24 protein-coding genes and 1 pseudogene are annotated in these 26,632 nt (G+C 45.7%); 12 read left to right on the plus strand and 13 right to left on the minus strand.

Annotation, left to right across the window (positions count from 1 at the left end; all coding sequences use genetic code 11):
- Positions 1-25: 25 nt before the first annotated feature.
- A complete protein-coding gene (locus ABEW32_RS01925) occupies positions 26-1,345 on the minus strand; it encodes an ABC transporter substrate-binding protein (protein WP_430184200.1) in 1,320 nt (439 codons plus the stop codon).
- A gap of 230 nt (positions 1,346-1,575) precedes the next feature.
- Here ABEW32_RS01925 and ABEW32_RS01930 point away from each other — a divergent pair, with 230 nt between their 5' ends.
- The 3 genes from ABEW32_RS01930 to ABEW32_RS01940 all read left to right on the plus strand — a co-directional run bounded on the left by ABEW32_RS01930 (position 1,576) and on the right by ABEW32_RS01940 (position 5,209).
- The gene (locus ABEW32_RS01930; RefSeq protein WP_430184202.1) at positions 1,576-2,751 is read left to right on the plus strand and encodes an AGE family epimerase/isomerase; all 1,176 of its coding nucleotides are present in this window, start codon (positions 1,576-1,578) and stop codon (positions 2,749-2,751) included.
- On the plus strand, positions 2,748-3,947 hold the full coding sequence (locus tag ABEW32_RS01935) for a glycoside hydrolase family 130 protein (protein WP_430184204.1): 1,200 nt from the start codon (positions 2,748-2,750) through the stop codon (positions 3,945-3,947). Before ABEW32_RS01930 ends, ABEW32_RS01935 begins: the two co-directional genes overlap by 4 nt.
- A gap of 248 nt (positions 3,948-4,195) precedes the next feature.
- The gene (locus ABEW32_RS01940; RefSeq protein WP_430184206.1) at positions 4,196-5,209 is read left to right on the plus strand and encodes a substrate-binding domain-containing protein; all 1,014 of its coding nucleotides are present in this window, start codon (positions 4,196-4,198) and stop codon (positions 5,207-5,209) included.
- A 98-nt stretch (positions 5,210-5,307) separates the two neighbouring features.
- Here ABEW32_RS01940 and ABEW32_RS01945 read toward each other — a convergent pair whose 3' ends face one another.
- Positions 5,308-5,520 carry a cold-shock protein gene (locus ABEW32_RS01945; protein WP_430184208.1) on the minus strand — a complete coding sequence of 71 codons (213 nt, stop codon included), beginning with the start codon at positions 5,518-5,520 and terminating at the stop codon, positions 5,308-5,310.
- Between the two features lie 119 nt (positions 5,521-5,639).
- Positions 5,640-6,155 carry a DUF2179 domain-containing protein gene (locus ABEW32_RS01950; protein ID WP_430184210.1) on the minus strand — a complete coding sequence of 172 codons (516 nt, stop codon included), beginning with the start codon at positions 6,153-6,155 and terminating at the stop codon, positions 5,640-5,642.
- Positions 6,156-6,311: 156 nt separating this feature from the next.
- On the opposite strand from ABEW32_RS01950, the gene ABEW32_RS01955 reads away from it, so the two are divergent.
- Both ABEW32_RS01955 and ABEW32_RS01960 read left to right on the plus strand, forming a co-directional pair.
- Positions 6,312-6,488 carry a CsbD family protein gene (locus tag ABEW32_RS01955; RefSeq protein WP_013373642.1) on the plus strand — a complete coding sequence of 59 codons (177 nt, stop codon included), beginning with the start codon at positions 6,312-6,314 and terminating at the stop codon, positions 6,486-6,488.
- Positions 6,489-6,743: 255 nt separating this feature from the next.
- Positions 6,744-7,787, plus strand: a complete 1,044-nt coding sequence (locus tag ABEW32_RS01960; protein WP_430184212.1) for a stalk domain-containing protein — start codon at positions 6,744-6,746, stop codon at positions 7,785-7,787.
- A gap of 79 nt (positions 7,788-7,866) precedes the next feature.
- On the opposite strand, the gene ABEW32_RS01965 is transcribed toward ABEW32_RS01960, so the two are convergent.
- Positions 7,867-8,664, minus strand: coding sequence for a copper amine oxidase N-terminal domain-containing protein (locus tag ABEW32_RS01965; protein ID WP_430184214.1), 798 nt, complete (start codon positions 8,662-8,664; stop codon positions 7,867-7,869).
- Between the two features lie 248 nt (positions 8,665-8,912).
- Here ABEW32_RS01965 and ABEW32_RS01970 point away from each other — a divergent pair, with 248 nt between their 5' ends.
- Positions 8,913-11,459, plus strand: a complete 2,547-nt coding sequence (locus tag ABEW32_RS01970; protein ID WP_430184216.1) for a LamG-like jellyroll fold domain-containing protein — start codon at positions 8,913-8,915, stop codon at positions 11,457-11,459.
- A 98-nt stretch (positions 11,460-11,557) separates the two neighbouring features.
- Here ABEW32_RS01970 and ABEW32_RS01975 read toward each other — a convergent pair whose 3' ends face one another.
- Positions 11,558-12,739 carry an NAD(P)/FAD-dependent oxidoreductase gene (locus tag ABEW32_RS01975; RefSeq protein ID WP_430184218.1) on the minus strand — a complete coding sequence of 394 codons (1,182 nt, stop codon included), beginning with the start codon at positions 12,737-12,739 and terminating at the stop codon, positions 11,558-11,560.
- Positions 12,740-12,766: 27 nt separating this feature from the next.
- Positions 12,767-13,198 (minus strand): DUF1641 domain-containing protein, encoded by a 432-nt coding sequence (locus ABEW32_RS01980; protein WP_017426146.1) that lies wholly within the window; start codon positions 13,196-13,198, stop codon positions 12,767-12,769.
- A gap of 502 nt (positions 13,199-13,700) precedes the next feature.
- On the opposite strand from ABEW32_RS01980, the gene ABEW32_RS01985 reads away from it, so the two are divergent.
- Positions 13,701-14,096, plus strand: a complete 396-nt coding sequence (locus tag ABEW32_RS01985) for a rhodanese-like domain-containing protein (protein ID WP_430184220.1) — start codon at positions 13,701-13,703, stop codon at positions 14,094-14,096.
- Between the two features lie 30 nt (positions 14,097-14,126).
- Here ABEW32_RS01985 and ABEW32_RS01990 read toward each other — a convergent pair whose 3' ends face one another.
- Positions 14,127-14,960 carry an HNH endonuclease gene (locus ABEW32_RS01990; RefSeq protein ID WP_430184662.1) on the minus strand — a complete coding sequence of 278 codons (834 nt, stop codon included), beginning with the start codon at positions 14,958-14,960 and terminating at the stop codon, positions 14,127-14,129.
- Positions 14,961-15,222: 262 nt separating this feature from the next.
- On the opposite strand from ABEW32_RS01990, the gene ABEW32_RS01995 reads away from it, so the two are divergent.
- Positions 15,223-16,716 (plus strand): alpha-amylase, encoded by a 1,494-nt coding sequence (locus tag ABEW32_RS01995; RefSeq protein WP_430184222.1) that lies wholly within the window; start codon positions 15,223-15,225, stop codon positions 16,714-16,716.
- Between the two features lie 68 nt (positions 16,717-16,784).
- Here the strand turns inward: ABEW32_RS01995 and gpmA are convergent, their stop codons facing one another.
- The 3 genes from gpmA to ABEW32_RS02010 form a co-directional block, all read right to left on the minus strand.
- Entirely contained in the window at positions 16,785-17,534 is a 750-nt protein-coding gene (gpmA, locus tag ABEW32_RS02000; protein WP_430184224.1) for a 2,3-diphosphoglycerate-dependent phosphoglycerate mutase, read from the minus strand.
- 162 nt (positions 17,535-17,696) lie between these two features.
- Positions 17,697-18,437, minus strand: a complete 741-nt coding sequence (locus tag ABEW32_RS02005; protein WP_430184226.1) for a Bax inhibitor-1/YccA family protein — start codon at positions 18,435-18,437, stop codon at positions 17,697-17,699.
- 151 nt (positions 18,438-18,588) lie between these two features.
- On the minus strand, positions 18,589-18,876 hold the full coding sequence (locus ABEW32_RS02010) for a hypothetical protein (RefSeq protein ID WP_430184228.1): 288 nt from the start codon (positions 18,874-18,876) through the stop codon (positions 18,589-18,591).
- Positions 18,877-19,110: 234 nt separating this feature from the next.
- On the opposite strand from ABEW32_RS02010, the gene pepT reads away from it, so the two are divergent.
- Together pepT and ABEW32_RS02020 are read left to right on the plus strand one after the other, a co-directional pair.
- The gene (pepT, locus tag ABEW32_RS02015) at positions 19,111-20,346 is read left to right on the plus strand and encodes a peptidase T (protein WP_430184230.1); all 1,236 of its coding nucleotides are present in this window, start codon (positions 19,111-19,113) and stop codon (positions 20,344-20,346) included.
- Positions 20,347-20,924: 578 nt separating this feature from the next.
- Positions 20,925-21,380 carry a methyl-accepting chemotaxis protein gene (locus tag ABEW32_RS02020; RefSeq protein ID WP_255305578.1) on the plus strand — a complete coding sequence of 152 codons (456 nt, stop codon included), beginning with the start codon at positions 20,925-20,927 and terminating at the stop codon, positions 21,378-21,380.
- A gap of 193 nt (positions 21,381-21,573) precedes the next feature.
- Here ABEW32_RS02020 and ABEW32_RS02025 read toward each other — a convergent pair whose 3' ends face one another.
- On the minus strand, positions 21,574-22,449 hold the full coding sequence (locus tag ABEW32_RS02025) for a DNA-binding protein (RefSeq protein ID WP_430184232.1): 876 nt from the start codon (positions 22,447-22,449) through the stop codon (positions 21,574-21,576).
- 444 nt (positions 22,450-22,893) lie between these two features.
- On the opposite strand from ABEW32_RS02025, the gene hxlA reads away from it, so the two are divergent.
- Together hxlA and hxlB are read left to right on the plus strand one after the other, a co-directional pair.
- Positions 22,894-23,529, plus strand: coding sequence for a 3-hexulose-6-phosphate synthase (hxlA, locus tag ABEW32_RS02030; protein ID WP_430184234.1), 636 nt, complete (start codon positions 22,894-22,896; stop codon positions 23,527-23,529).
- 5 nt (positions 23,530-23,534) lie between these two features.
- On the plus strand, positions 23,535-24,092 hold the full coding sequence (gene hxlB, locus ABEW32_RS02035; protein ID WP_430184236.1) for a 6-phospho-3-hexuloisomerase: 558 nt from the start codon (positions 23,535-23,537) through the stop codon (positions 24,090-24,092).
- 140 nt (positions 24,093-24,232) lie between these two features.
- Here the strand turns inward: hxlB and ABEW32_RS02040 are convergent.
- Together ABEW32_RS02040 and ABEW32_RS02045 are read right to left on the minus strand one after the other, a co-directional pair.
- Positions 24,233-24,824 (minus strand): annotated as a pseudogene (locus ABEW32_RS02040) (sugar ABC transporter permease); the annotation flags it as partial.
- Between the two features lie 14 nt (positions 24,825-24,838).
- Entirely contained in the window at positions 24,839-26,506 is a 1,668-nt protein-coding gene (locus ABEW32_RS02045; RefSeq protein WP_430184238.1) for an ABC transporter substrate-binding protein, read from the minus strand.
- Positions 26,507-26,632 lie beyond the last annotated feature (126 nt).

A 26,632-nucleotide genomic window follows, 5' to 3' on the forward strand; every position in this document is an offset into this window, starting at 1 on the left:
CTCTTCTTATGTTCAGTTCAGATGGCTATTTTGCTTCCTTGGCTGCCACTTCAGCACGCGCCTTCACCCATGCATCGTTCAGATCCTTCATAATGGTGTCATACGATTCCGAGCGGTTACCCACCGCTGCCTCAATAATGCGTTTCTTGAAATCAGGCTGCCATAAGCCGATTTCGCCCATTTTATCGATTTTATCGACAATTCCTTCCTGCCCCTTCGGAGACGGGGTTAGCGCTTCAAAAACAACTCCCTCATTTTCATACTGCTTCAAAATGGCAGGCATTGCGGCACCCTTCAGTGGACTAATGCTACCTGCCTGCTCTACAGCATAGTTGGACTTTTCGGTAAACCAATCCACCCAGGCACGAGCTGCCTCTTTATTTTCACTGTTTACGTTAATAGCGAGGTTAAAGTCACCTGCCAGCGGCACAAGGACCTTGGAGGCATTCGTTGGGAAAGGCATAAAACCGATATCATCCTTGTTAGAAGCTACGCTTTTGATCTGATCAATCGCCCAAGAGCCAAGCACCATCGTACCGATTTTGCCTTGAGCAAGATCCGCCTTGGAGGTCTCCCAATCTGTAGTTGTTGGATCTTTTTCGATCAGACCATTTTTAGCTGCATCGTACAGAACCTTATATAGATCATAATGAGGCTGACCCTTCGTAAAATTGTCATCTGAATTCGGTTGTGTGACATTTACGTATTCCTTTGTACCCGCTACTGTTGCCAAGCTAGACTCCCATTGGGTCAGTGCCCAACCAGAAGCATAGTTCGTAAACAGCGGCACTGCCTTCGTTTTGTCCTTAATTTGCTGTAATGCTTTCAGGAATTGATCTGGTGTTTTGGGGATTTCTGTGATTCCTGCTTCCTTGAACACTTTTTTGTTATAAATCACACCAGAGTAAACCATCGCAATCGGAATGCCGTAGCTGTTACCATTCACCGTACGCTCCTCAATGCCGGTATACTTGTTTTTCATCTCGTCATAAGTACCTAGAGGCTCGAAGAAATTGGGCAGCTCTTCAATGGGGATACTGCCAGGAATCAGTAAGACATCTCCGTAATCCCGGGTTCCCATCCGAATTTTAATTTGACCGTCATAATCGGCCAATGCCTGAAAATTAACCTTCACGTTCGGATAAAGCTTGTTAAATTCCTTGGCGTAATCCTGAAATACGGTATCCACAATATCTGTCCGCTGTGTGATCACCGTAATTTCCCCTTCCGGCCCCTTCGAATCAGAACTGGCGCCTGGCGCATCCTTCTTTGAGGTACAGCCAGTAAACAGCCCCGCTAACAAAAGCACAGATAGCAATGACATCAAAACCTTGGACAACTTCATGAGACGACCCCTCCTGTTGTTTTTAATAAGGTTATCGTTAAACTAACAAAATCATTCTATTATGTTAGCGCTTACTGTGTCAATTACAATATTTTTTTGTTGATAAACTTAGGCTGTACTTATAAAAAACATAGATTTGTCATGATTGACAGTTTATAAACGCATAGATATGATACTATTGTAAAGTTATCGATAAACTAATAAATCATTTCCGAAGGAGGCTTTGTCTCTTGGAAACACTAGTACACGAAATTAGACAAGAATGGAAGGAACACATACTCCCATTCTGGCTAGGCTTGAAGGATGAAGCACATGGTGGATTTTATGGCGAGGTAGACGTGGATCTACACATCCATGAACAAGCGGACAAAGGTGGCATCGCTACTGCGCGGCTACTTTGGTCTTTTTCAGCAGCAGCCCGTGTAACAGGTGAACGCGCTTATGCAGATGCGGCACGCCATGCCTTTACATTTCTGCAAGATCATCTGCTCGATCCATTACACGGAGGAATATACTGGATGGTGGACTACACCGGGCAACCTGTAGATACGTGCAAGCATGTATACGCACAGGCATTTGCGATCTATGCACTGGCAGAGTATGCAAGAGCTACGGATGACCCAAATGCACTACCACTGGCAATGGAACTGTTTCACCTAGTAGAGCAAAAAGGATATGATTCCGCTCTACAGGCATACGGCGAACAATATGATCGTTCGTGGAACGCGCAGCCTAATGAGCTGCTCAGCGAAAATGGAGTCACCGCGCATATTACTATGAATACGCATATTCATGTTTTGGAAGCGTATACCCAATTACTGCGCGCCCAGCCAAACGAAGAGGTTCGAACTGCACTGAAAAACGTGCTGGACATTTTATATCATCGTGTTTACGATGCTTCCGCGCGGCAGTTGGGAGTATTCTTCGACCGTGAATGGCACTCTCTGCTTGATCTGACCTCATATGGTCACGACATCGAAGCCAGCTGGCTGATGGAGGACGCCATGAATGTGCTGGATTATCATCCATCCGAGTATGTAAATATGGTGGTGGATATTGCGAGCGCGGTAGCTGAGCGGGCTATTCAGCCAGACGGATCGCTCATCAACGAGCGGGAGGAAGAGCGGATAGATACTTCACGCATTTGGTGGGTACAGGCCGAGGCAATGGTTGGTTTTTACAATGCGTTTCAGCGGACACAGGATGCACGATTTTTGCAAATTGTACAAAATTTATGGACCTATACCCGGCAATATATCATTGATCCACGCGCCAGAGGCGAATGGTTCTGGTCAGTTCAAGCGGATGGTAAGCCTGACGCCAGAGAAATCGCGGGCCCTTGGAAGTGCCCATATCATAACAGCCGTTTTTGCATAGAAATGCTAGAAAGGATGGAAAAACAATGATCCATAACAAATACAATGAGCTGCTGCAGCAGCAAGAAGAACTGATTACACGTCCCAATGAGGTTAAAACCTCCTTTTATAACGGCATCTACGAACGCTACCTCTATCCGGTGCTGACTCGCCATCATGTCCCTATTCACTGGCGGTTTGATCTGGATGCACAAGCCAATCCCTTTTTCATGGAGCGCCTGGGTGTAAATGCGGCATTGAATCCTGGAGCGATCTATCATGAAGGAAAATACATTCTTGTTTCGCGCACCGAAGGACTGGACCGAAAGTCGTTTTTTGCCTTAGCAGAGAGCGATAACGGCATTGATCAGTTTCGATTCGTTGACGCCCCCCTAGTGTGGGATGATATCGACCCGGAAGAAACCAATATGTACGATATGCGACTGGTGAAGCATGAGGACGGCTGGATTTACGGTATTTATTGCTCGGAAAAGAAGGACCCTGACGCGCCATTCCACGATACCTCCAGCGCTGTCGCCCAGGCTGGACTGGTCCGTACTCGTGATCTTCGCACATGGACCCGGCTTCCCAACATCACTACCCAGTCTCCGCAGCAACGCAACGTTGTCCTGCATCCCGAATTTGTGGACGGTCAGTACGCCTTCTATACTCGTCCCCAAGATGGGTTTATTTCCACCGGCTCAGGCGGAGGCATCGCGTTCGGCCTCTGCAAAGATATAACACAGCCCGTGATTGAACATGAGACAGTCATTGATGAGCGTTGCTATCATACGGTATACGAAGTTAAGAACGGGCAGGGTCCTGCCCCAATCAAAACAAGCCGCGGCTGGATTCACATCGCTCACGGGGTACGCAATACAGCTGCTGGTCTGCGATATGTGCTGTATACCTTTGCCACCAGCCTGGAAGACCCTACGCGCGTCATTGCCAAGCCCGGTGGGCATTTTCTGGCTCCTTACGATGAGGAGCGCGTGGGCGACGTTTCGAATGTTATTTTTTGCAATGGGGCAGTTGTTAACGAGCAAGATGAAGTCTTTATATACTACGCATCCAGTGATACCCGTATCCACGTAGCGAAGACCACCATCGCCCGTCTGGAGGACTACACCTTCAATACACCGTCCGACCCATTGCGTTCTCTCGGCAGCGCCGCTGTCCGGCGTGAGTTGATCCATCGTAATGAAGCGCTATTGCAAGCAAGCAACCGTCCTTCCCAGCGGATCTAAGCCGTAAGCTTTATCCTGCTTGCCGAACCATGTATACTATCCATAGAACAACTGTTACCCGCAGGCTAATCGTTGTTCTATGGGCAGCTATACGGCTAGTCCTTGTATCTAAACCAAGCAGCTGCACCGCTAAGCTAATTGAATTTCTACAAGCGGATAAGCTATTCATATTCACATCAGCATTTTGTAACCGTTAACTGGCTATAGGCAAAATGCGTATCTTTTTAAAATTGGAAGGCGGAACAGGAATGAAGAGCAACGTAACGATGCGGGATATTGCGGATAAGCTGGGAATAAGCAGCGTGACCGTGTCGAAGGCGCTCAATGACAAGGATGGGGTTAGCGAGGAGTTAAAGGAACGTATTAAGACGCTCGCAGGCGAGATGGGGTATCGTTTCAATACCGTTGCCAAATCCATGAAGGAGGGGCTCACCTATAACATTGGTGTGATCATCCCTGAACGTTTTACCGGTCCCGGCCAATCGTTTTACCTGCACATTTATCAGCAAATTTCACGGGCATTGGAGCCATACGGCTATTACGGTATCCTTCACATCCTCCATCGTGAGGACGAAGAACAGCTTAATCTGCCACGTATTTATTACGATCGTAAGGTGGATGGCTTCATTCTTTTGGGACAAGTGAGCAAGCCGTATATTGAGCTGGTACAAACCATGGACCAGCCTAAAATGTTTCTTGATTTTTATGATGAGCATGCCGATATCGACTCTGTGGTGACGGATAATTTCTACGGTGCCTACGAGCTGACCAATTATTTGATTGCCCAGGGGCACCGGGATATTGCTTATGTGGGTAATATCTATTCCACCAGCAGTATCCAGGATCGTTTCCTCGGCTACTATAAATCCTTGCTGGAGCACAGGCTGCCCCTCCGTAACGAGTGGGTGCTCAGTGACCGGGACGACGAAGGAGTTTATGTTGAAATGGAGCTGCCTCAGCCGCTGCCGACCGCCTTTGTGTGTAACTGCGATCAGGTCGCTCACAATCTGGTGCACCAGCTGGTGGGTCTGGGATACCGCATACCTGAGGACTGCTCTGTAGTCGGCTTTGATAACGATGTATACGCCACGCTTATTGTTCCGCAACTGACCACAGTCGGAGTAGACATTGAGCAAATGGCACGTACCGCGGTGGACTCAATGATGAAAAAAATAAGCCATCCTGGCAGTCGTTTTGGTCGAGTCCTTGTACAGGGGCATATTGTATATCGTGATTCCGTGCAGTCCCTCAAGAGGCCATAATTCGTGAATATTCCACAACCAAAAGCCGCTCAGCATGTCGCTGGAGCGGCTTTTGGCGTTTATAAACTTTACAGCGTAATCATGGGCTTACCCTTCACTTAAGAGCGCTGAGCGACAAAGGAATTGCCCGCTCGATTGAGAATCGGCAGCATCCGCATTTCCTGCCCCATCGAGGCTTGGCAAAGTGGACAAGCCGGCTCGCTCAAAAAGGTAAAATCCGTTCTCATCCATCCGTTGCAACCCTCGTTGGTACACGACCAAATAGCCGTATTTTCCTCTGGAATGATTTCCGGGGCCTGGCGTCTGTACATCTATATCCCCCCTCGGTTGTTATAGGGGAACATCCCCTGTCGGCATACTGTTAATTCACTCCTGTGCGGGTATTAATATGCTCCAATCTACGGAAAATATGCGCATTTTACCAAAATCCTTATTTGCGGATGGCCTTGGTCCAGAAACCACCATGAAATTGTTTCGGCTCAACTGTAATGACAAAAGCCTTGGGGTCTAGCTTTAGAATGGATTGATACAGCTTATCCTGGTTTTTTCGTTTGGCCAATATTTCCATCACTAGGCGTTCTCCATCACGTCCACTGCCCAGCCAAGCCGTAACGCCGTAGCCTTTGTCTCGAAGCGCATTGGCAATTCCTCCATTGATCTCATTGCTGATTACCTTCACGGTGACATAACCGAGCGCTATTTTTTCCTCAATCCACGCTCCAATAAGAATCCCCACTGCGTAGCCTATAGCGTATACCGCAAGACTTGCCACTTGATCCAGATACTTAAGCACGACATTCAAACCCAACACATAAACTGTAACTTCCACGGTGCTGATGAGTGCAGCAATGTACTTCTGTCCTTTCAGCGTCAAAATCATGCGCAGTGTGTACGCCGATACATAAATAAGTTGAATAACGAGAATAAACAATAAAATTTTGAGCATATGCTCACTCCCCATTTCACGATCTAATGAACTCCATATTTAACATTATGCCCCTGTCTGTGATCTACAGCCTTACGTTTCGTATTACCCTCGCTCGGGTAATGACTAACTACAGCATGCTGAATGAAAGTTTGATTATATGAGGAGGGCTATACCATGAAGGATAACGGAATTAGCGATAAAATCAAAGGTAATGTTAATAAAGCTAAAGGCGAAATCAAGGATCAAATTGGGAACGCCACGGATAATAAGTCCCTTCAAGCCGAAGGTAAATTGGATAAAGCCAAAGGTCATCTTCAGGAAACAGCAGGCAAGCTGAAGGACCATAAATAATCGGACTTTTGAGCTTTAATGTACTGTACTACCAACAAGTTTCGCTGTCTTGTGCAGCGAGCTTGTTTTATTTTGTTCGGTTACTCTTGGAAAATTATTTACGCAAACAGGGCAACTTTTACAATCGCTTTTGCGTCTAACTAATATAAGCACAATCAATAACAACCCTTCCAACCTGTTGGATTTTGTATGTATTAATGTTACTCTAGTCTATGTATCACGCTATAATTCTTAAATAAAGGGGTAGACCAACGAATGAAATCATTGAAGTCCATGAAGAAACCAGTCATCATCACTGCCGTGTCGGCCTTGGCCATCTCTGGGGCTCTGTTCAGCCAATCTACATATGCTGCGCAAGTAACTAAGCCGATCCAAGCAGTATATAACAATATTAAAATTATCTATAACGGAACCGAGGTTGCCTCGGATGCAAAAACTGAACCGTTTCTGCTGGATGGCGTGACGTATATCCCGCTGAAGCTGGCAGGTACAGCTTTGGATAAAAAAGTAACCTGGGATGGCACAAACAAACGCGTAGTCATTACTGACAACGGCGTTCCTATTGATCAATCTACGGTTACAGCACTGAACAACCAGATTACAACGCTGACTCAGGAACTGAACACAGCCAAAGCAGCGAACACAACGAAAGACGCTACCATTGCCCAGTTGCAAAAAGACAATCAGACGTTAAAAGATGATGCGAGCAAAAATAGCTCAAGCACCTTGAAAGATCTACAAAAGCAACTGAACAAGGATTACAGTGATTCCTACAATACGAACTCGGATATCACACTGGATGGTAACAAAAGTGATATTGACGTGACCATCGAAATGACAAAAGCCAGATGGGATGACCTATCCGATAGCAGAAAGGAAAGCTACCTGGAAGACATCGTAGATGATATTTTGAAAGAGTTTAAGGATGCCGATATTGACGGCACAGTGAAGAACTCCAGTAATAGAGATAAATTGGCGACCTTTACAACGAACAGCAAAGGCGATGTAACGATTAAAAAGATAGCTTCTTCTCTGGATACAAGCACGATCCAACGTAACTTGTCTGATAGATATGGTACCTATAACGGAGTCGGCTTTGATTTCACCGTAAGAGGCGACAGCAGTGAAGCTATCGTCGAGGTTTATGTAAATTCGGATGACTGGAATAAACTTTCGAACAACCAAAAAAACAACCTGACAGATGGCGTTAGTGATTACCTTAAAGACAGACAGTCTGTATCCAAAGTCGTTGGATATGTACGTAATAAAGGCAACAGCAGCCAAATCACTACCTTCTAAAAATTAATCTTTTAAAAAAGCGACAAAGGCATTATAGCCTTTGTCGCTTTTTTATGATGTACAAACATCATGAATTCAATTATTGAATCAGCCTGCCTACAGAAGTAATGTATTTTATATAATCACTATCGGCATTAGTTGTACCGATATTTTTTGTATACACCAAATGACCTGCGCTGGTTATTTTGACTTTGTGAAATGAACCGGGTTTAGAATAAGGATCTACACTATAGGTCCCTTTGCTATACACAATCATAGGATTAAAGTCAACTTGTTTGAAGACGGGCGATAAGTCGCTCTTATACGTAGCATGAATATTCAATTCGCCCTGCTTTTGATCCCAGTCAAAGGAAGTAAGATCAAACGCATTCGCATCAATGACTTTGGCTAAATCTTGTCCCATAAATTTCATAAGAACTGGGCTTTCCGTAAAGCTATCATGTCTTAGCTTTAATAAACCTCGCTTCGAATCCCACTCCATCTGCGCATCTGTATCCTTTAACAAAATGGATACTGGTAAAAACATCGCGTTGCTTTTCATGATGGGTACTGTGTCCATCGTCGACAGTTCACCGTTAACTGATATTTCAGGTGAACCGATCGTAGCCGTTACATTACGCCCCAAAATATCAACAGAAGCGGTTTTGCTCGCTGCATTGTAAGTTACTTTACCACCCAATATATCTTCAGCCGCTTGAAGCGGTATAAGTAATCTCCCCTTCGTATCCACAAAAGGTGATGCAGGATAGGTGTATAAAACGAAATGATTATTTACCTTCAGGTGTATAGGGGTCTGAGCTTGGGCTGATGTCGAATTCGAGTGTGCAGTAGCAATACTAATTAAGATCATAAAGCATACGAATAACCTGATTTTCATAATACCCTCCTTTTTTCATAAACAGCTCACAAACAAACATAACTGTTTTATTCATATATAACGTACCTCCACAAACGCATACCGTCAACCATAATTTATAATATATACCTAATTATAGATTATTCTTTCTTTCCTACAGCTATGTAATTCATAAATACATTAATAATATTTATAAATATAAAGGTATTTTAGCGATGAAAGCAGAATGTATCACTGTATTCCAATTTAGAAAGGGGACAATGTATACGATGAGAAGTTTTGTTAAACGTAGAGCCAGGTCGAGTATTGCATTAACATTGGCTTTATTATTGGGAATTGCAACCGTACCATTAGGTACAAAAGACATTGCAGCAGCAGAGCCGAACCAGAACAATAAGCAGGATGTGCCTACCTTCTCTAATGTATCGGTTCATGATCCTTCGATTGTCAAAGACGGTGACACTTATTATGTATTTGGGTCGCATATCGCCGCAGCGAAGTCCAAAGATCTCACAAATTGGACTTCTTTTGCAAACGGTTACACAACACCCAGGAATACCCTTTACGGAGATTTATCCAAGAATCTGGCTGGATCTTTTGCTTGGGCGGGTGAGAATGATGCAGACAGCAAAGGAGGGTTCTCGGTATGGGCGCCCGATGTGTTTTGGAATGAGCATTATGTCAATAAGGATGGTACAAAAGGGGCCTACATGATTTATTATAGTGCCTCCTCCACCTATATACGTTCCGCGATCGGTATTGCCGTTGCCCCCAACATTGAAGGACCCTATCAATATGTGGATACTATTGTGAATACTGGTTTTACAAAGGAAACTGCATTCGATAAAGATAGCAAAGTGGATAAAAAGTGGACAAATACGCCGATTTCTCAACTTATTAATGAAGGCAAGCTGAAGGGGCCCAGAGCAGGATGGTTTAATGCTGATGGTTCTTACGCGAATCGGGTGTTTCCAAATGCAATCGATGCAGCAGTCTTTTATGATACAGATGGGCGCTTATGGATGACGTACGGTTCATGGTCCGGAGGAATATTTTTGCTGGAGCTGGATAAAGCCACTGGCAAACCGATCTACCCAGGCCAAGATGGAACTACAGAGGATGGCCGGCTGATTGATCGTTATTTTGGCACCAAGATTGCAGGTGGATACGGTGAGTCCGGGGAAGGTCCGTATATTGAATACAACCCAAAAACGGGTTATTACTATTTGTATGTAACCTACGGCGGACTTGCAGCGGACGGTGGGTATAACATGAGGTTATTTCGCTCCAAGAATCCGACGGGACCTTATAAGGATGCCAAAGGACAGAACGCTGTTCTGCCAGCAAACACTAAAAATGTAGCTTATGGCAACAAATTAATGGGTAACTTCTTGTTCGATAACAAAATAGGCGATCCAGGTACAGGTGTGGGCTACGGCTATGTATCTCCTGGGCATAACTCGGTGTACACCGATCCTGCAACCGGACAGATGTTTGTTGTCTTCCATACCCGATTCCCTCAGCAGGGGGAGACTCATGAGCTGCGTGTACACCAAATGTTCATGAATCAGGATGACTGGCCTGTGGTGGCTCCTTACCGTTACGGCGGCGAGACGCTTACAAAGCTGGATGAGAAACAATTCATTGGCGATTATCAATATATAAACCATGGCAGTGATTCTTCGGCAACGATCAAAAATACGCAGTTTATTCAGCTTAGAGCTGATCATACGATTGAAGGCGATGTACAAGGAACATGGCGTAAGTCAGGGGATGCGAATATCCAACTCACACTGGATGGCACTGTGTTTGATGGAGTATTCCTGAGACAATGGGACCAGGTAACGAATCAATATATTTTGGCGTTTACAGTTCTATCCAGTAAAGGTGAAATGGCCTGGGGCAGTAAGTTCCCTGATATGCCGGATACGACAGTCGTTGACAGTGTGTATCGTGAATTAGATCTTGGTGATACGAGCCGGGTGACGGCTAATTTGACGCTTCCGAAGGAAGGCAGTCGACGATCCTCGATTACTTGGAAAACTTCAGACCCAGGCGTCATTTCCGATACAGGCGAAATCAAGCGCCCCGCAATCGGTGAAAAGGCTGTATCCGCCACTTTGACAGCTACTATTGCTAAAGGGGATAGCAGTCGAGACAAAACTTTTCACATTACGGCATCTCCTTATGAGAAGGCAAGATTGACCGCTTCGTATCCATTTGAAAATAATCTAAAGGATCAGAATGATGCTTTTGCCAATGGTAAGGTTATTGGTGACCGGATTGATCGTCAAGGAGGAAATGTATCCTATGCTGAAGGCGTAAGGGGCCAAGCCTTAGTTCTTGATGGACAGTCAGGTATTGCTCTGCCTGAAGGACTCATATCCAGCTCAGCCTATTCTGTGTCACTATGGGTAAAACCTAGCGAGTTGACTGTGCATACACCAACTTTTTTTGGAGCTATGGATAGCAACCACTGGGTTAGCCTTCTGCCCAGAGGACCCGAGAAGGATAACACTATGGTCTGGTCCGGCAGTTCAACTTGGTATACTGGTAGTACCGGCCTAAAGATCAAAACCAATGAATGGACGCATCTCGCCTTCACTGTAGATCATGGAGTGTTAGAGGTGTATGTGAATGGCAAAATTCAGTTTACCGGAACAGGATTCCCGGATGTCTTTACCTCTAAATCGGGAACCTTCAGCTTAGGGGTCAACTGGTGGGACCCTGCTTTCAAAGGATCTATAGATGAGCTGAGTATATTTGATGGCGCGCTCCCTCCAGCACAGGTGGAGGAGTTAGCCCAGATGAAGTGAGTTAAGGCTATTTGTGAAATGTGTAAGCATTGCTAGTGTCGAAGAATGAAAAAAAGAGAGCGCTGAACAGCGCTCTCTTTTAATAAACCATATAAATATTAGTAGGCCAGTGCAAAAAGTCCTTTGATATGGGACAGGTAACGGATGTTACTGCCTTCTTTCATCAAAGTAGCTACAGCGCCTTTCAGTTGGGTGCCATTCGCGCCTACAGTACCGATCGCGTCTGTTCTACCCAAGCTGCCCAGTGTACCGGAGAACACTGGCGTAAAGCGTTCCATTTTCGCTCCGTTAAAGTGAGCAAAAAGGTTGTAACCCACTGTTTCGCCCATTTGCCAAGCCAACTGTGCAGTTGGAGGGTATGGACGCTCGCCTTCACTTGGGAACACCACTGCGCTGTCGCCAGCGAGGAAGATGTCTTCATGGGAAGTCGATTGCAGTGCGCCATTCACAGTTGCACGACCGCGGTTTACTTCAATACCGGATGCGCCAACCAGTGCGTTACCTTGTACGCCGCCTGTCCAGATCAGTGTGTTCGTTTTGATCGAACGGCCGTCTTTCAGGAGAACTTCGTCAGCTTTCATTTCTGTAATCGGAACACCCGCTACAATTTGAACGCCACGTTTTTCAAGGCTTGTTACTGCACGATCAACCAGTGGTTGAGGGAAGCCCGCCAAAATAGATGGTCCAGCTTCTACGCAATACAAGTTGATATCTTCGTAGTTGATACCTTTTTCACGGCAAACTGCAGGCAGTTTGTCAGCATATTCGCCCACCAGCTCAACACCAGTCAGACCACCGCCACCGATAACGATGGTAGCGTCTGCTTTGTTGCCGGATTGCTTGTAAGCATCCAGACGAGCTTCCACATGTGCACGGATGCGATTGGCTTCTGCCACTGATTTCAGTGTGAAGCTATGCTCTTGCAGCCCCGGAATACCGAAGTATGCCGTTTCACTGCCCAGGGAAATAACGAGAGCGTCATAGCTCAACGTAGCACCACTGGCCAGAGTTACTTTCTTATCGTCCGGTTTGATTTCGGAAACAGTATCCACTTTCAGGATAATATCTTTGTTACGCAGCAGTTTTTCCAAAGGAAGCGCCACAGCTTTTTCGGCAATTGTACCTGCCGCCAAACGGTGCAGTTCCGTAATAATTTGGTGCGACGCAAAGCGGTTTACCACTGTAATGGTTGCTTGGCTAGCGTCCATATGCTGGCGTGCTGTAAGAGCGGCCAGCAATCCGCCGTATCCGCCGCCCAAGATCAAAATTTGCTTCGACATGTCCATCCTCCGTTCTCGATCAGGTAATTATTTGCTTTCGCGTTGGCGCTCATTCAGAATATCCAGGAAAGCCTGGCTGAAACGCAGCGTTTTTTGTACATTAGGATCTTTAAGCATTTTGAGCAGGCCAAACAGACCTACACTGCCGTCCGTAGTTTGTACACGGTCATTTGCTTCAATTGCAGCAGAAGCCAATCCTTTAGCCGAATCTGTAACAGGCTTCACAAACTCTCCCATGGAGTTTTTCATATCTCCGATAAAGACAGGGTCAGTTGCCAGACTGCGTGCTACATCATAAGCATCGGTCATCAAAGTAACCATCTCAGTCAACTTTGGCAGATTCTCTACCAGCACGGTTAGCGATTGCTGAACCTCCGGTTTCATCAATTGGTCCAGTACATCCCGAGACTCTTTGGTAGCTTCTTGTGTTACGGCCACCTCTTGTTGGTTTTCAGACATGCGTGAACGTCCTCCTTTACTGTGAAAATAGAAGTCCATTCCTTTCTCGTAACCTGCATCATAAACTCTAGCAATAAAACGTTCAAATGAATTCGCCCTTAAACATGCAAGAAGCACAGCTTAAACCGGCCTATACCCTAAAGGGCAAGACTGATGATCGCAGATGCCAATTGTATATTGCTTGGACGTTATTCTGTTGTTGTTACTGCTGCGGAATATCTCACGAAGCGCTCCCTCGTGACTACAACAGGCCGAAACGGAACCCTATACCTCTATATTACACCTTTCACAACCCAATCGTCGAAGAAATTTTAAATTTGCACAAATTTCTGCAAATTTTTTATTGTTATTTTAGATAAAAATTAGAATAAGCACGGTTTTTGTCCAAGTTTACCTTAAAAAAAGGGGCATTTTATACTAGAGATGGGTAATAAGGAGAGTGAGTTTCTGTTCATTAATATGAAAACCAATACAAAATATATTCCTACGGAGGTTTTAATCGATGGCTAAAACATTTGCAGATATGGTTCAAGAAGCGAGACAGCACGTTCAGGGCATTGATTCACAGGAGGCACGTCGGCGAATTGAATCGAATCCAGATACATTCGTTATCGACGTACAAGACTCTCATGATGCAGGTGCTTGCGGCCTGATTCGCGGAAGCGCCAATATTTCACTGGGCATGCTCCCCATCCGCGCTGACCTGGACGTTCCACAGAATTTGCGTGACGAACGCCTACGGGACCGCAACCGCCCGATGATCACTACTTGCGGAGCAGGCGGACAAGCCGCTTTGGCAGCTTATATACTCCAGCAGATGGGCTTTACCAATGTGGCCTTTATTGAAGGCGGAACAACAGCCTGGAAGGAATCCGGCTTTGATGTAGAACTTTACTAACGGACTGTAGCCGATTCCTCAGGAATCGGTCTAGGTTCGTAAGGTGTCCTCAGAAGCATCGGGAGCATTTGGAGCACTTGGAGGCTCAAAATCATCAGGAATCGGCAGCGGCACGCCAGACTCGATGAATTCCTCTACATCACGGGCAGCTTTAACTTGATTGCACTCGTTGCAGGCGCATACACAATTTACTGGCGTGGTGTGTCCACCTTTAGCCCGAGGAAGTAAATGATCAATGGTGTCGCCATAGCCACCGCAAAAAAAGCAGGTATAACGATCACGTTTAAGCACATATTGGCGGAATTCCTTATTGCTATAAAGTCTGCGGACCGTGTACGGATTTACAATCACCGCCATACGCTCTCTGACCAGAATCATCGCCAAGTCAAGCTCAATCTCCTGATGCCAGCGTCTTCCTTGGTCGGTTTTGCCTCTTAGCCGTATCATGCCGTTGCGATTAAGCCGCAACGCACGGGTATCCGCAGGCTTCAGCCTACTGAGCAAATGACGAACCCGTTGCCGATGGCGCTCACGCGCTTTGTCCGTGACGGGCTTTCTGCGGGGGCGTTGAGGATCATTGGCAGGCTGCGCGGACGCGTGTATAGCCGTATCTGCTTCGGAACTATACCGCTCTACAGGAGCAGCCAAGGGTTTCGTTTCTTCATAGGAAGGAGCGAACGTAACCGCCCGCTCTTGCGGCGCTAACCCCCGACAGGAACGGCAAGGACCACGCCGGGAATATGGACCCGCCCGGCGACCGGTTCTGCGCTGAAAGTCAGTTAATGGTTTTATCTCCTGACAATACGTACATTTTTTCATCAGCGGTTCTTTGGCTTCATCCTTATTCTGCTGCGGATGGGTCACGTCCATTCCTCCTTCCTTCTCTTGTTTGGGCTTCACGGTTTGTCCGCAATCCGAACCCTTGCTAAGTTAGATTCATTTTACCGTTTTCACGTTTCCTTTTCTAGCCATCGGGGCGGTGGGATCACTCCAGGTATAACAAATTTTAATGATTTAGCATACGTTATACAGCGATCGAAGTTCTTCATTCACATCATATTGACCATCAGACGTTTAGCCCCCCTCACTTGGTGGGTAACTTGTTATATATGAAGGAGGGACGCACATGAAAAGGAACCATACGATGATGCAATTTTTCGAGTGGAATGTCGAAGCTGACGGTTCTCACTGGAAGAAGCTTGCCCGCCTGGCACCGGAACTGAAGGCCAAAGGAATTGACGCGATATGGATTCCACCTGTCACCAAAGGCCAATCGCCCGAGGATACGGGTTACGGCGTCTATGACCTTTACGATCTGGGCGAATTTGACCAAAAAGGTGCAGTACGCACCAAATACGGAACCAGGGAAGACCTGCTGGAGGCTGTCGCAGCCTGTGTTCGTCACGGCGTAGCCGTCTATGTCGATCTGGTCATGAATCATAAGGCTGGTGCGGATGAAACCGAAGTATTCAAGGTTGTCGAGGTCAATCCGGATAACCGTAACGAGGTCATTTCCGAACCCTTTGATATCGAAGGCTGGACTAAATTTACATTTCCCGGCCGGCAAGGTCAGTATTCCACATTTCAATGGAATTTCGAACATTTTAACGGAACGGATTACGATGCAAGTCAGGACCGGACAGGAATTTATCGTATTTTAGGTAAAAATAAAAGCTGGAGCGATAATGTAGATGATGAATTCGGCAATTATGATTATTTAATGTTCGCCAATATCGACTATAATCATCAGGATGTGCGCAAGGAAATGATTCGCTGGGGCAAATGGCTAGTGGATACTCTACAATGCAACGGATTCCGTCTCGATGCGATCAAGCATATTAATCATGAATTTGTACGAGAATTTGCTACAGAAATGATTAAAAAACGTGGGCAGGATTTTTATATGGTAGGTGAGTTTTGGAAACCGGATCTGGAATCGTGTCAAAAGTTTCTGGATACTATTGATTATAAAATCGACCTGTTTGACGTATCCCTCCACTACAAACTACATAGCGCTTCCTTAGGTGGCAAGGATTTCGATTTAAGCACCATTTTTGAGGATACGCTGGTTCATACCCATCCGCTGAACTCGGTTACCTTTGTCGATAATCATGATTCCCAGCCGCATGAAGCGCTCGAATCTTGGGTGGAGGACTGGTTCAAGCCCAGTGCCTATGCACTCATTCTATTGCGCAAAGATGGTTATCCTTGCGTATTCTACGGGGATTACTACGGTATCCGAGGACAAACGCCTGTGAAAGGCAAGCAGGCTGAGCTAGACCCGCTCCTGTATGCCCGGTACCACAAAGCTTATGGTGAGCAGAAAGATTATTTTGATGATCCACATACGATTGGGTGGGTTCGTCAGGGCGTTCCCGAATTGCACGGCTCTGGCTGTGCTGTGGTGATCACTAATGCAAATGACGGGAAAAAGAGCATGTTCGTGGGTAAACAACGCGCAGGGGAAAAATGGATTGATTTGACCGGTCATCACGATCATACCGTAAAGATCGAACAGGATGGTTACGGCATATTTCCTGTTCGTGCCGGCAGTGTATCGGTATGGGCACTACCTGCCGAGGAAGACAGCCTGGAAAAAGAGGATACTGCGAACGCTTAATGTATATAACACAAAGAGGACAGGAGGCAAAAAAAGCGCCCTGTCCTCTTTGTGTTATCGAAATTCATTTATTCCGTCACCTTGCTTTGGTTGGCCACAGCCTGTTTCTTGGCCTCTATATGACTCGGATCACCAAGATAGAAGCGCCGGATAGGATCGATATGCTCATCCAGCTCATACACCAGTGGGATGCCTGTCGGAATGTTCAAATCCAGCAATGCGGTTTCGTCCAGATTCTCCATGTACTTGATCAAGGCCCGTAAAGTATTACCGTGTGCGGAAATGATAACCCGGTCCTTTTTTAGAATCAACGGTACAATCCGTTGCTTCCAGAACTCACCGACCCGATGCACAGTGTCTTCCAGACTCTCCCCGAGCGGCAGCTCCTCCGGCTTAATATGGCGATAACGCTCTTCCCGGCGTGGACTCCGTTCATCCTGTGCATCCAACATAGGAGGCCGCACCGTCAGGCTACGTCGCCATATATGAACCTGTTCCTCTCCGTATTGGACGGCTGAATCCAGCTTGCTAAGCCCTTGAAGAGCACCATAATGGCGTTCATTCAGCTTCCATGACTTCTGCACGGGTATCCACAGATGATCCAGCTCATCCAGGATGTGATACAACGTGCGGATAGAACGTTTTAGCACAGAAGCAAATGCCAAATCAAATGTATACCCAGCCTCCTTGAGGATACGTCCTGCCTCGATGGCCTCATGGGTTCCCTTTTCGGTCAGATCGACATCCGTCCAGCCTGTGAACAGGTTTTGTTGGTTATACACGCTTTCTCCATGTCTGACCAGCACCACTTGATACATATACTTCCCTCCTTACCTGTCTATCCTCTATGTTTTACCCAACTTCTATGTATTTAACGTAAAATGTGTTTTTTAAACCGCCTCTTTTGTACAAAAAAGGGACGACATTCAGCCGTCCTTTTCTTCTCGTTCTATTTGAACCCTAAGAAGTAATTTTAAACGTTAATCTCTCTCGCTAAACTTGGCTAACAGATCCAATATTCTTACATATAGCCACACTAAAGTGACCAGCAATGCAAAGGCCCCATACCATTCCATATATTTGGGTGCACCTTGATCAGCTTGTTCCTCAATGAAATTAAAATCTACGAGTAGATTCAAGGCTGCAATAATAACAATAAATAAACTGATGCCGATACCCACCCAGCCCGTTTCATGCATATACGGAACATTCATACCGAACAGGTTCAAAATAAAATCAACCAGCGTCACCAGAAAAATCGCAAGCGTACACAAGACAACAAATGAGATAAAACCACGTGTCACTTTGATGATTCGCTGTGTATACATAAAGAGCATCAGGAACAAGATACCCACAGTCAGCAAAATAGCATTAACCACAATTCCAGGGTACTCATATTCCATAAAAGCGGAAACGCCACCCAAAGCAAAGCCACTCAAAATCGCATATACAGGTGAGAGTAATGGAGCCGTTTTGGGAAAAAAAGATATAGCAAGTGCTATGCCTGCCATCCCAATAAAGCCTGCTGTCAGCAACGATAGCACCTCTACGGTTCCGTGGAAGGCCATATACCAGGTAATACTGCCAGAGGCGATGAGCAGGACCAGCAGAAGCAACGTTCTGTTCACCGTTCCTCCAATGCTCATACGTTGCTCGCTAGCTTCTCTTTCATCTTCACGCAAAAAAATGTCATCACGTAAAACCGGATTGCTAAAGCTCATACAGGGTACTCCTTTTCAATGTGTGTTATTTATAATGCCATATGTATATATCGGCACAACCTGAAAAAAGTTTCAGAAAATTTCAAACAATAAAAAAACTCTAACCTTGCCTTTCGGCAAAGCTAGAGTTAGAGGTTCAAGTCGTTACAAATTAAAAATCAGCGGTAGCAATTTGGATGGTACCGGTTACTGCTCCAGCTGGAGTAGCTTGGAGTGCAGCTACCAGCAGCAAGGCAACTTCTAACGTAAGGCTATTGCCCGCCGGAATAGTATAAGTGATCACAGGAGCATTGACACGGGTGACCACAAGATCAACCGGATTAGCACCTGTATTATTCACGGTAATCGTAGCATTATTACCGCCTCTCAGGTTTTCAAAAAAGGACTTACCCACACCAGCAGCAAGATTGTAGAATTGCGAAGGTAAAAGAATCGCCATCGTCTTCACCTCCCTTGCGTTTGATAATGTATTCTATGCTTCCAATCTATCAACGTAACGTTAAGTGACTCAGTAATAAGACACAATTTAAGAGACTTATAGATTGATATCTCTTTGTATGTACTGCTCCTACACAGCCTGTCATTTTGAAAAGTTAAACCAATTTTTCATATTATAAGTCCAATCATGATAAAATACGTACCATGATGGAAAAGACACAAGGAGGATCAGCACATGAAACAGGAACTGATTGACCGCCTGACTACATATGTTCAGGTAGATACCCAATCCGACGAAAGCAGCCACACTTGCCCCACCACACCCGGACAGCTCACATTGGGCAACCTCCTGGTGGACGAACTGAAAGCTATCGGTATGACAGACGTAACTATCGACGATCATGGTTATGTAATGGCGACCCTTCCCTCCAATACGGATAAGGAGGTTCCTGTCATTGGTTTTCTGGCCCACCTCGATACGGCTACTGAGCTAACTGGTGCAGGAGTAAAGCCACAGTTAACGGAAAACTATGATGGGGGCGATATTACGCTGAATGCCTCGCTTGGTGTAGTCCTTTCTCCACGCGAGTTCCCCGAATTGACTCAATATAAAGGCCACACCCTGATCACAACAGATGGTACCACCCTACTCGGTGCAGACAATAAAGCCGGCATTGCGGAAATCATGACAGCGATCCATTATTTGATTGACCATCCAGAGATTAGGCATGGCAAAATCCGCGTTGCTTTTACACCGGATGAAGAGATTGGAAGAGGACCTGAACGCTTTGATGTAGCCGCTTTTGGTGCTGAATATGCTTATACGGTAGACGGTGGACCGCTTGGAGAACTGGAGTATGAGAGCTTTAACGCTGCAGCTGCTCATATTACCATTCACGGTGTGAATGTGCATCCCGGTACGGCTAAAAACAAAATGATCCATGCTGCCAAAATCGCTATGGAACTGCATAGTAGATTACCTGCGAATGAAGCACCGGAATATACCGACGGATACGATGGCTTCTATCATCTGTTGGAGTCTACTGGCACAGCAGAACAAGCCAAGCTATACTATATTATCCGCGATTTTGATCGCGAGAGCTTTGAGAACCGGAAAGCCTATTTGACGAATATCGTAAAAGAACTTCAGGCTGTCTATGGAGACAACCGTATCACGCTGGAGCTGAGAGACCAGTATTACAACATGAAAGAGAAAATCGAGCCTGTCAAACATATCGTCGATATCGCACATGAAGCAATGACAAAGCTGAATATTGAGCCCATTATCAAGCCGATTCGTGGAGGCACAGACGGTTCACAGTTGTCTTACATGGGACTGCCTACACCGAATATTTTCACAGGTGGGGAGAACTATCACGGGAAGTACGAGTATGTGTCAGTGGATAACATGGTGCTTGCAACCAAGGTTATTGTGGAGATAGCACAATTGTTCGAGCAGCGCGGCAAGTGAACCACCTATACACACCACGGACATGATCAGATTAAATAGGAAGGCATATCGTTTCGATTACGAAACGATATGCCTTTTTTTCTGAAATACTCATTTCCCTTTAAATTTCAATACCTTTATAACTTTTATCCGTCTTTAGACCGACATTATATAAGACTATAAAAAATATATTTAGTAAAGAAAGGTAGGCAATACACTTGAATACAATAGATGCATTAATTGCAGCCATTCCCTATATACAACAGATTATGCGTGAAAAAGTAACTCTTGCTCTCTTTGACCGTACTCACGTTCTGGCTTACTCTCAATCGGAGGGTATGGATCTCGGCTTTGAGACAGGCTCCGAGCTGCTGGAGGGCTACAAAAATTTCGCCATGCTTAAAAATGGACATGAGGCCAGCTTGACCCACATTCCGGCTGAATTGCTGGGCTATCCTCTCGATATGATCAGTATTCCTGTGTTTGACGATAACGGGGAAGTCATTGCAGCGTTTGCCGCCTCCTATAATTTGACCAACAGAAATCAACTGGACCAAATCGTATCCGAGAACCACTCCATTACCGAGCAGCTCATTGAAATGGTACAGCATGTAACAGCACATTCAGAAGAGCTACAAGCTACCAGTGAACACATTTTAAAGAACACCCAATTTGCTGTACAAAACTCGGGTAAAATTAATCAGGTCGCTGTATTCATCAAGGAAATTTCCGATCAAACCAATCTGCTTGGATTGAATGCCGCGATTGAAGCTGCACGTGTCGGAGAAGCAGGGGCAGGCTTCGGTGTCGTTGCTCAAGAAGTGCGCAAGCTATCTGTAGAGTCCAAAAAGGCGACGGTCGATATTGAGGGGGCCCTGAAGGATGTGCAAAACTCCATTCGTCAAATGGAGCAGGAAATAGAGCAAATTGTTGCTTCTTCTCAGGAGCAGGCCACCCTGGTAGGCTCCTTCACCGAGGTCATGGAGCGTATGCAAAAGGCGAGCGAAACGATGCAACATCTGGCTGATAACCTGACTTCTTATATTGTAAAATAAAATCATTTATTGACATGAGAAGGGGGAGCTCACTGATCCGCAAATGGCGTAAAAGTGCGCTCCCCTTATTTACTAAATCCCTACTGGGTCTGACAACCAAATCCAAACTCAAGCAGTATAAGAAAAAACACCATGATTCGAAGGATACACGGAGTCTAGTTCGCCCAATGTATTTCCTAGCGGAAGAGCAACACTAAGAAACGCTAAGGCCATAGTTATCGAGATTAATGCCTTTTTCATTATGAAGCCCCCTTAATAAAATGGTGTGATATTGCTCTTGCTGTGACGATGTTGCCATATCTCGATAAGTCTCAAACAGTGCTACCAGTGTCCTGAAATCGGCATCTGCTTCCACACCAACAGAGAAGTGCAGCGAAACAAGGACATAATTCAAGGCAACGGTGTACTGCTTCTTTTTCAAATGGTAAATAGCTAATTGGTTGACCAGTTTTAAATAATATACGCGGTTAGCTCTATCTTCATAACCTTCAAAAATCTCAATATCATCGGCAAAGTCATTCAGCAGGTCGTCAATATCCCAATTATTCAAGTTAGCTGCTTCGGCAATGCTAACCATTCCCGGTAGTAGCTCCTCGTCATTGTCATGAAGAAACTGAACATACTCTGGTAAAAGCTCCTTCTTCCCCGAAAGTAGATCAATCGTATATAAATTGGCCTTGGCAAGAAAACGGAATCTCTCTACTTCTTCATAACCGTTTTGATCGAGCCCCATAAACCAGCCCATTTCGCTATATTTCATAATATAATCTCTGGCTTCGTCATACTGGCCCATATTCTGATAATAAATCGATTTCGCCAGATAGCTGTAAGCATAATAAAACACCAGCGGGTGTTTGGTGTCCAATGTCTCGTACTTGCCGTCCGCAGCATTTCTCAATTGGTTGTGATACAGGCTTTCAGCCAATGAATGTAAATATTCTGCAACCTTGTTCGCTTCATCCCAATCATTATGCGTGTAGCTGATTCTAAACAATTCGCAAGCTTTATCGAGCGCGTGGCTGTCCGACAACAAATAAATAGCTTCCCTTTGGTTCAGGACCTCATCCACTAAACCCCGCCTCCCTATCCTGAAAATTACGTGACACCCCTAGCCTAGTAGCTATTCTTCAGGGTAGTTATGCTGTTAGCTTTCCTTTTTACATACCAGTATATTACAAATATAGTCAAAACCTAACTTGAAGTCAATTCAATTATCGGTATTTCCATACTTTTGCAACCTGACATGGATGTGTATATTTTACGGGTTGCGAATAGATGATTTTCATTATTGAAATAATGCTAAAGAAGACAAAAGAATGGCTCTCTTATGGGTGGTTTTCATGATCTATAGTATCGTCAGGGTAACTACGTTACGAATTAGTGCGTACTTTTCAACCGAATACCGGAGCCTTACAATCAAACCTGTGCATGAAAACAAAGTATAAGTAAGACTCAACAAAGCATGTACCTATTCACCAAAATACAAATTCACTTAAGGAGTGAAGTTAATAACATGGAACTTCAATTGGCTTTAGACTTGGTAGATATCCCACAAGGTATTGCATTGGTAAAAGAAGTGGAATCGTATATTGATATCGTAGAAATCGGTACGCCGATTGTCATCAATGAAGGACTTCATGCTGTAAAAGCAATGAAAGAAGCATTTCCTAATCTAAAAGTGCTGGCTGACCTGAAAGTTATGGACGCAGGGGGCTATGAAGTGCTGAAAGCTTCCGAGGCTGGTGCCGATATCGTGACCATTTTGGCTGTAGCTGAAGATGCAACGATCAAAGGTGCTGTAGAAGAAGCTAAGAAACAAGGCGGCAAAAAAATCCTGGTGGACATGATCGGTGTTAAAAACCTGGAGCAACGTGCAAAAGAAATCGATGCTTTAGGCGTTGATTACATTTGTGTGCATACAGGCTACGATCTGCAAGCAGAAGGGCAAAGTCCGTTTGAGGCACTGCAAACCGTCAAAAAAGTCGTAAAAAACTCCAAAACAGCCGTAGCTGGCGGTATCAAGCTGAGTACTCTGGCTGAAGTGGTAAAAGCTCAACCGGATCTGGTAATCGTAGGCGGCGGTATCACTGGCGAAGATGACAAAAAAGCTGTGGCTTCGCAAATGCAACAGCTCATCAACCAAGGTTAATCCCAATGGAGACCTCTCACTATTTATCCGAGGTAATCAAGGAGCTGCAATTGGTTCCACAGCTAATTAGCGATACCGAATCGGAACAGCTAATCCAATCCATCGCTGCTGCGAATAAGGTATTCGTAGCAGGAGCGGGGCGCTCAGGGTTCATGATTCGCTCGCTGGCCATGCGGCTGATGCATATGGGAATTCAAGCTTACGTCGTTGGGGAAACCGTAACCCCTGGCTTGGGCGAGGGCGATCTGCTGATTATCGGTTCAGGCTCTGGTGAAACCAAAAGCCTAACCTCCATGGCAGACAAAGCGAAGAAGCTCGGGGCCTCACTGGCGCTGCTTACCACTTCGCCGGAATCCACCATCGGCAAACTGGCCGATATCATCGTCAAGCTGCCCGGTGCACCCAAGGACCCTTCCAACAAAGATTACCAGACCATTCAGCCCATGGGCTCACTGTTTGAGCAAACCCTGCTGCTGTATGGAGATGCGTTGGTGCTCAGAACGATGGAGCTTCGCAAGCTGACCTCTGAATCTATGTATGGTCAACACGCCAACTTGGAATAACACCGCTTTTCTCTTTACGATAACAAGGCAGGCTATCCTTACATGTCCGAGCATGTAAGAATAGCCTGCTTTTTTGTGTTACCTGAGATAACTCTCTTGCCTGCCCAAGTTTTGGAGCTTCATTCTACAAGCTCGGCTTTCCAGCCGACATTTTTCCATACCTCCGACGCTCCAAGAATCCCCCAAAAGTAGCTTCCCTCACCCAACCACAGAATAGGTTCCTTAATGAGTCCAAGCCACATCAGCACCTCATTGACAATGCCGCCGTCTGCTGATAGCACCGTACTAATAATGCTGGCCGCAACTACCCACGAAATAAAATGTGGCAAGTAGCTGATCGTCTACACCACTCGCTTGGACACAATCTGACGCAGCAATTGCTAGTGTTATAGCGGTGACAAACCCCAACACCAGATTAATAAAGCTCATCGCCAGCGTATTGCGCATCACCCGTAAAAAGTGTTCATCCTGAAACAGAAAACGGAAATGCTTCAATCCAACCCATTGCTGATCAAGCAGCTTGCGGGCAGGCTTAAAATCCTGGAAGGCAATCGCCCAGCCCCAAAGAGGTAAATATTTAAAAATAAGCAGCCAGATTAAAAAAGGGACGGACATCCATACGAGTGCACGTTGCTGGTTCAGCTTGTGTATAAATCCCCTAAAGCCGGTTCGCCGTGAGAGCGGCAAATGGCCCGAGGAGGTCGTAACAGGTGGCGGTGACGTGTAGCTCATAGCTGCTTCCTCCTTTATTTATCCCCGACCATCTTGACTTTTTTGGCAACCTCCTTCGTGATTAGCTCCTCGAAGGCCTTCACATCCAGCTTGTTAAACTCGGTGGTGTATTCATTCCAAATGGCATCAAATTGTGCCGGTGCAGACAGTACCAAGCGCGGGAAATATTTGCGCTGTAGGTCTCCTTTCTTTTGCTGGAAAATCTGCGCAGGCGAGCCTTGGGCAACCTGAATGCTCCAGGCTGGGAACCATGGACGCTCGTCAGGTGCGGAAAACATCTGTGAGAAGGACTCTACACCGTTCGCTTTAAGCAGCTTTTTATCACCTTCGGTATACGACATCCGTGCAACCTCAGGCTGCCGCCCGGGGCTAGCCGAGTTGCCGTCGGGCAAGGAAGAACCGTTACCATACCGCGGCCAGCTGTATTCAAAATATTTGAACCCAAATGAGTCACGGAACGCATCCTCACCCGTCTTCTTAATTTGCTCCTTGGTCCGATAAAAGCGCCCCTTTTTATCTACATCATAGGTTTCACCTTTGATCCCCCAGTTGGATAATACCTGGTTTTCGTCGGTCAGCAGATTGTTGAAAAATTTGATGATACGTACTGGGTCCTTGGCACTGACCGTGATTCCGACGCCTCGGTTATTAACAAATGACGACGGATCAAGATACTGATCCTTTATATTCCGGTCGTATACAATAGGCAGCCCTACATATTCCAGATCATCATTACCCGAACGCTTGGAAGCCTCCTGCAGGTTATTTAGAGACTGCCCTGCCTGCCAGCGATAATCGAAAAAGCCCAGCACCTTACCCGAGGTTAGCTTCGCCAAATATTGATCGTAATTGTCTACAAAGGAGGCTTTGTCAAACAGGCCCTCTGCGTTAAGCTGATTCAGTTCCTGAAGATACCACTTTGTGATTTCCTTATCTCCATAATCCGTCGCTTGGTGTGTTTCCCCATCAATAATCGTGCCGCCATCGTTCGGATAGCCTGCCAGATGCATCGGCGCATTCGTAAGCGCATAAAACCTATCCTGCGTGGTTAACACCAAGTACCCGGTTAAATCCTCGCCTGCATGCTTTTTTGCATAGTTCCGAATGAGAGCCAAATACTCATCTAAAGTTTTTATTTTTGGATATCCCGCCTCCCTCAACACTCTGCGCTGTATCCAAAAAGCTCCCTGTTCTATGTTAGGAGCAGACAAATAATCGCCGACTACCGCACTGAACGGCAGTAAATAGATATTCCCATCCTCCGCTTTCATCAGGTCGTAATACGATCCGTATACACGCTTGATATTTGGCCCATATTTATCGATCAAATCATTCAGGGGAATAAAAGCCCCGGCATCCAGCAGTTTATTAATCGCGCCATCTGGTACAATCACGTCTGGGTAGTCATTACTGGCAATAAACGTGCCGATCTTCGTATTCGAATCCCCTACCAAATGCTCTAGCTTCCAGTTCACGCCGGTCTGATCTTCCAGTATTTTCCCAATCCGCGTTTCATTGGTATTAATGTCTCTTCCCGCAGTGGCATTAAAATACGTGAATGTGACCTTCTCCTTGCTATCTCCCGACGCAGGCTCCTTAGCCGAGCTTCCTGAGCAAGCAGCGATCATAGATGCCATCATAACCATTACCAGACTGATGATTCCGAACCTTTTGCTTGTCATGCCAGACCTTCCCCTTTCTGCCTCTTTTGTCGATGGTGTGTGAATATCGTGCGGATGTCCCTTGAGCAACGATTTTCCCAGGTACATCTAAATGTAAGCACTTTTATTTTATAAAATGTCGGTATC

This window comes from Paenibacillus jamilae, assembly GCF_050482105.1.
Classification (GTDB): domain Bacteria; phylum Bacillota; class Bacilli; order Paenibacillales; family Paenibacillaceae; genus Paenibacillus; species Paenibacillus jamilae_B.

Excerpts from the sequence above, each read along its gene's own strand:
- hxlB (WP_430184236.1), top strand. The coding sequence starts at position 23,535 with ATGGAGACCTCTCACTATTTATCCGAGGTAATCAAGGAGCTGCAATTG.
- ABEW32_RS01965 (WP_430184214.1), bottom strand. The coding sequence starts at position 8,664 with ATGAAAATCAGGTTATTCGTATGCTTTATGATCTTAATTAGTATTGCT.
- ABEW32_RS02045 (WP_430184238.1), bottom strand. The coding sequence starts at position 26,506 with ATGACAAGCAAAAGGTTCGGAATCATCAGTCTGGTAATGGTTATGATG.
- ABEW32_RS01995 (WP_430184222.1), top strand. The coding sequence starts at position 15,223 with ATGAAAAGGAACCATACGATGATGCAATTTTTCGAGTGGAATGTCGAA.
- ABEW32_RS02005 (WP_430184226.1), bottom strand. The coding sequence starts at position 18,437 with ATGAGCTTTAGCAATCCGGTTTTACGTGATGACATTTTTTTGCGTGAA.
- pepT (WP_430184230.1), top strand. The coding sequence starts at position 19,111 with ATGAAACAGGAACTGATTGACCGCCTGACTACATATGTTCAGGTAGAT.
- ABEW32_RS01985 (WP_430184220.1), top strand. The coding sequence starts at position 13,701 with ATGGCTAAAACATTTGCAGATATGGTTCAAGAAGCGAGACAGCACGTT.
- gpmA (WP_430184224.1), bottom strand. The coding sequence starts at position 17,534 with ATGTATCAAGTGGTGCTGGTCAGACATGGAGAAAGCGTGTATAACCAA.
- ABEW32_RS02010 (WP_430184228.1), bottom strand. The coding sequence starts at position 18,876 with ATGGCGATTCTTTTACCTTCGCAATTCTACAATCTTGCTGCTGGTGTG.
- ABEW32_RS01960 (WP_430184212.1), top strand. The coding sequence starts at position 6,744 with ATGAAATCATTGAAGTCCATGAAGAAACCAGTCATCATCACTGCCGTG.
- ABEW32_RS01955 (WP_013373642.1), top strand. The coding sequence starts at position 6,312 with ATGAAGGATAACGGAATTAGCGATAAAATCAAAGGTAATGTTAATAAA.
- ABEW32_RS01980 (WP_017426146.1), bottom strand. The coding sequence starts at position 13,198 with ATGTCTGAAAACCAACAAGAGGTGGCCGTAACACAAGAAGCTACCAAA.
- ABEW32_RS02020 (WP_255305578.1), top strand. The coding sequence starts at position 20,925 with ATGGTACAGCATGTAACAGCACATTCAGAAGAGCTACAAGCTACCAGT.
- ABEW32_RS01945 (WP_430184208.1), bottom strand. The coding sequence starts at position 5,520 with ATGTACAGACGCCAGGCCCCGGAAATCATTCCAGAGGAAAATACGGCT.
- ABEW32_RS01940 (WP_430184206.1), top strand. The coding sequence starts at position 4,196 with ATGAAGAGCAACGTAACGATGCGGGATATTGCGGATAAGCTGGGAATA.
- ABEW32_RS01975 (WP_430184218.1), bottom strand. The coding sequence starts at position 12,739 with ATGTCGAAGCAAATTTTGATCTTGGGCGGCGGATACGGCGGATTGCTG.
- hxlA (WP_430184234.1), top strand. The coding sequence starts at position 22,894 with ATGGAACTTCAATTGGCTTTAGACTTGGTAGATATCCCACAAGGTATT.
- ABEW32_RS01935 (WP_430184204.1), top strand. The coding sequence starts at position 2,748 with ATGATCCATAACAAATACAATGAGCTGCTGCAGCAGCAAGAAGAACTG.
- ABEW32_RS01925 (WP_430184200.1), bottom strand. The coding sequence starts at position 1,345 with ATGAAGTTGTCCAAGGTTTTGATGTCATTGCTATCTGTGCTTTTGTTA.
- ABEW32_RS01970 (WP_430184216.1), top strand. The coding sequence starts at position 8,913 with ATGAGAAGTTTTGTTAAACGTAGAGCCAGGTCGAGTATTGCATTAACA.
- ABEW32_RS01950 (WP_430184210.1), bottom strand. The coding sequence starts at position 6,155 with ATGCTCAAAATTTTATTGTTTATTCTCGTTATTCAACTTATTTATGTA.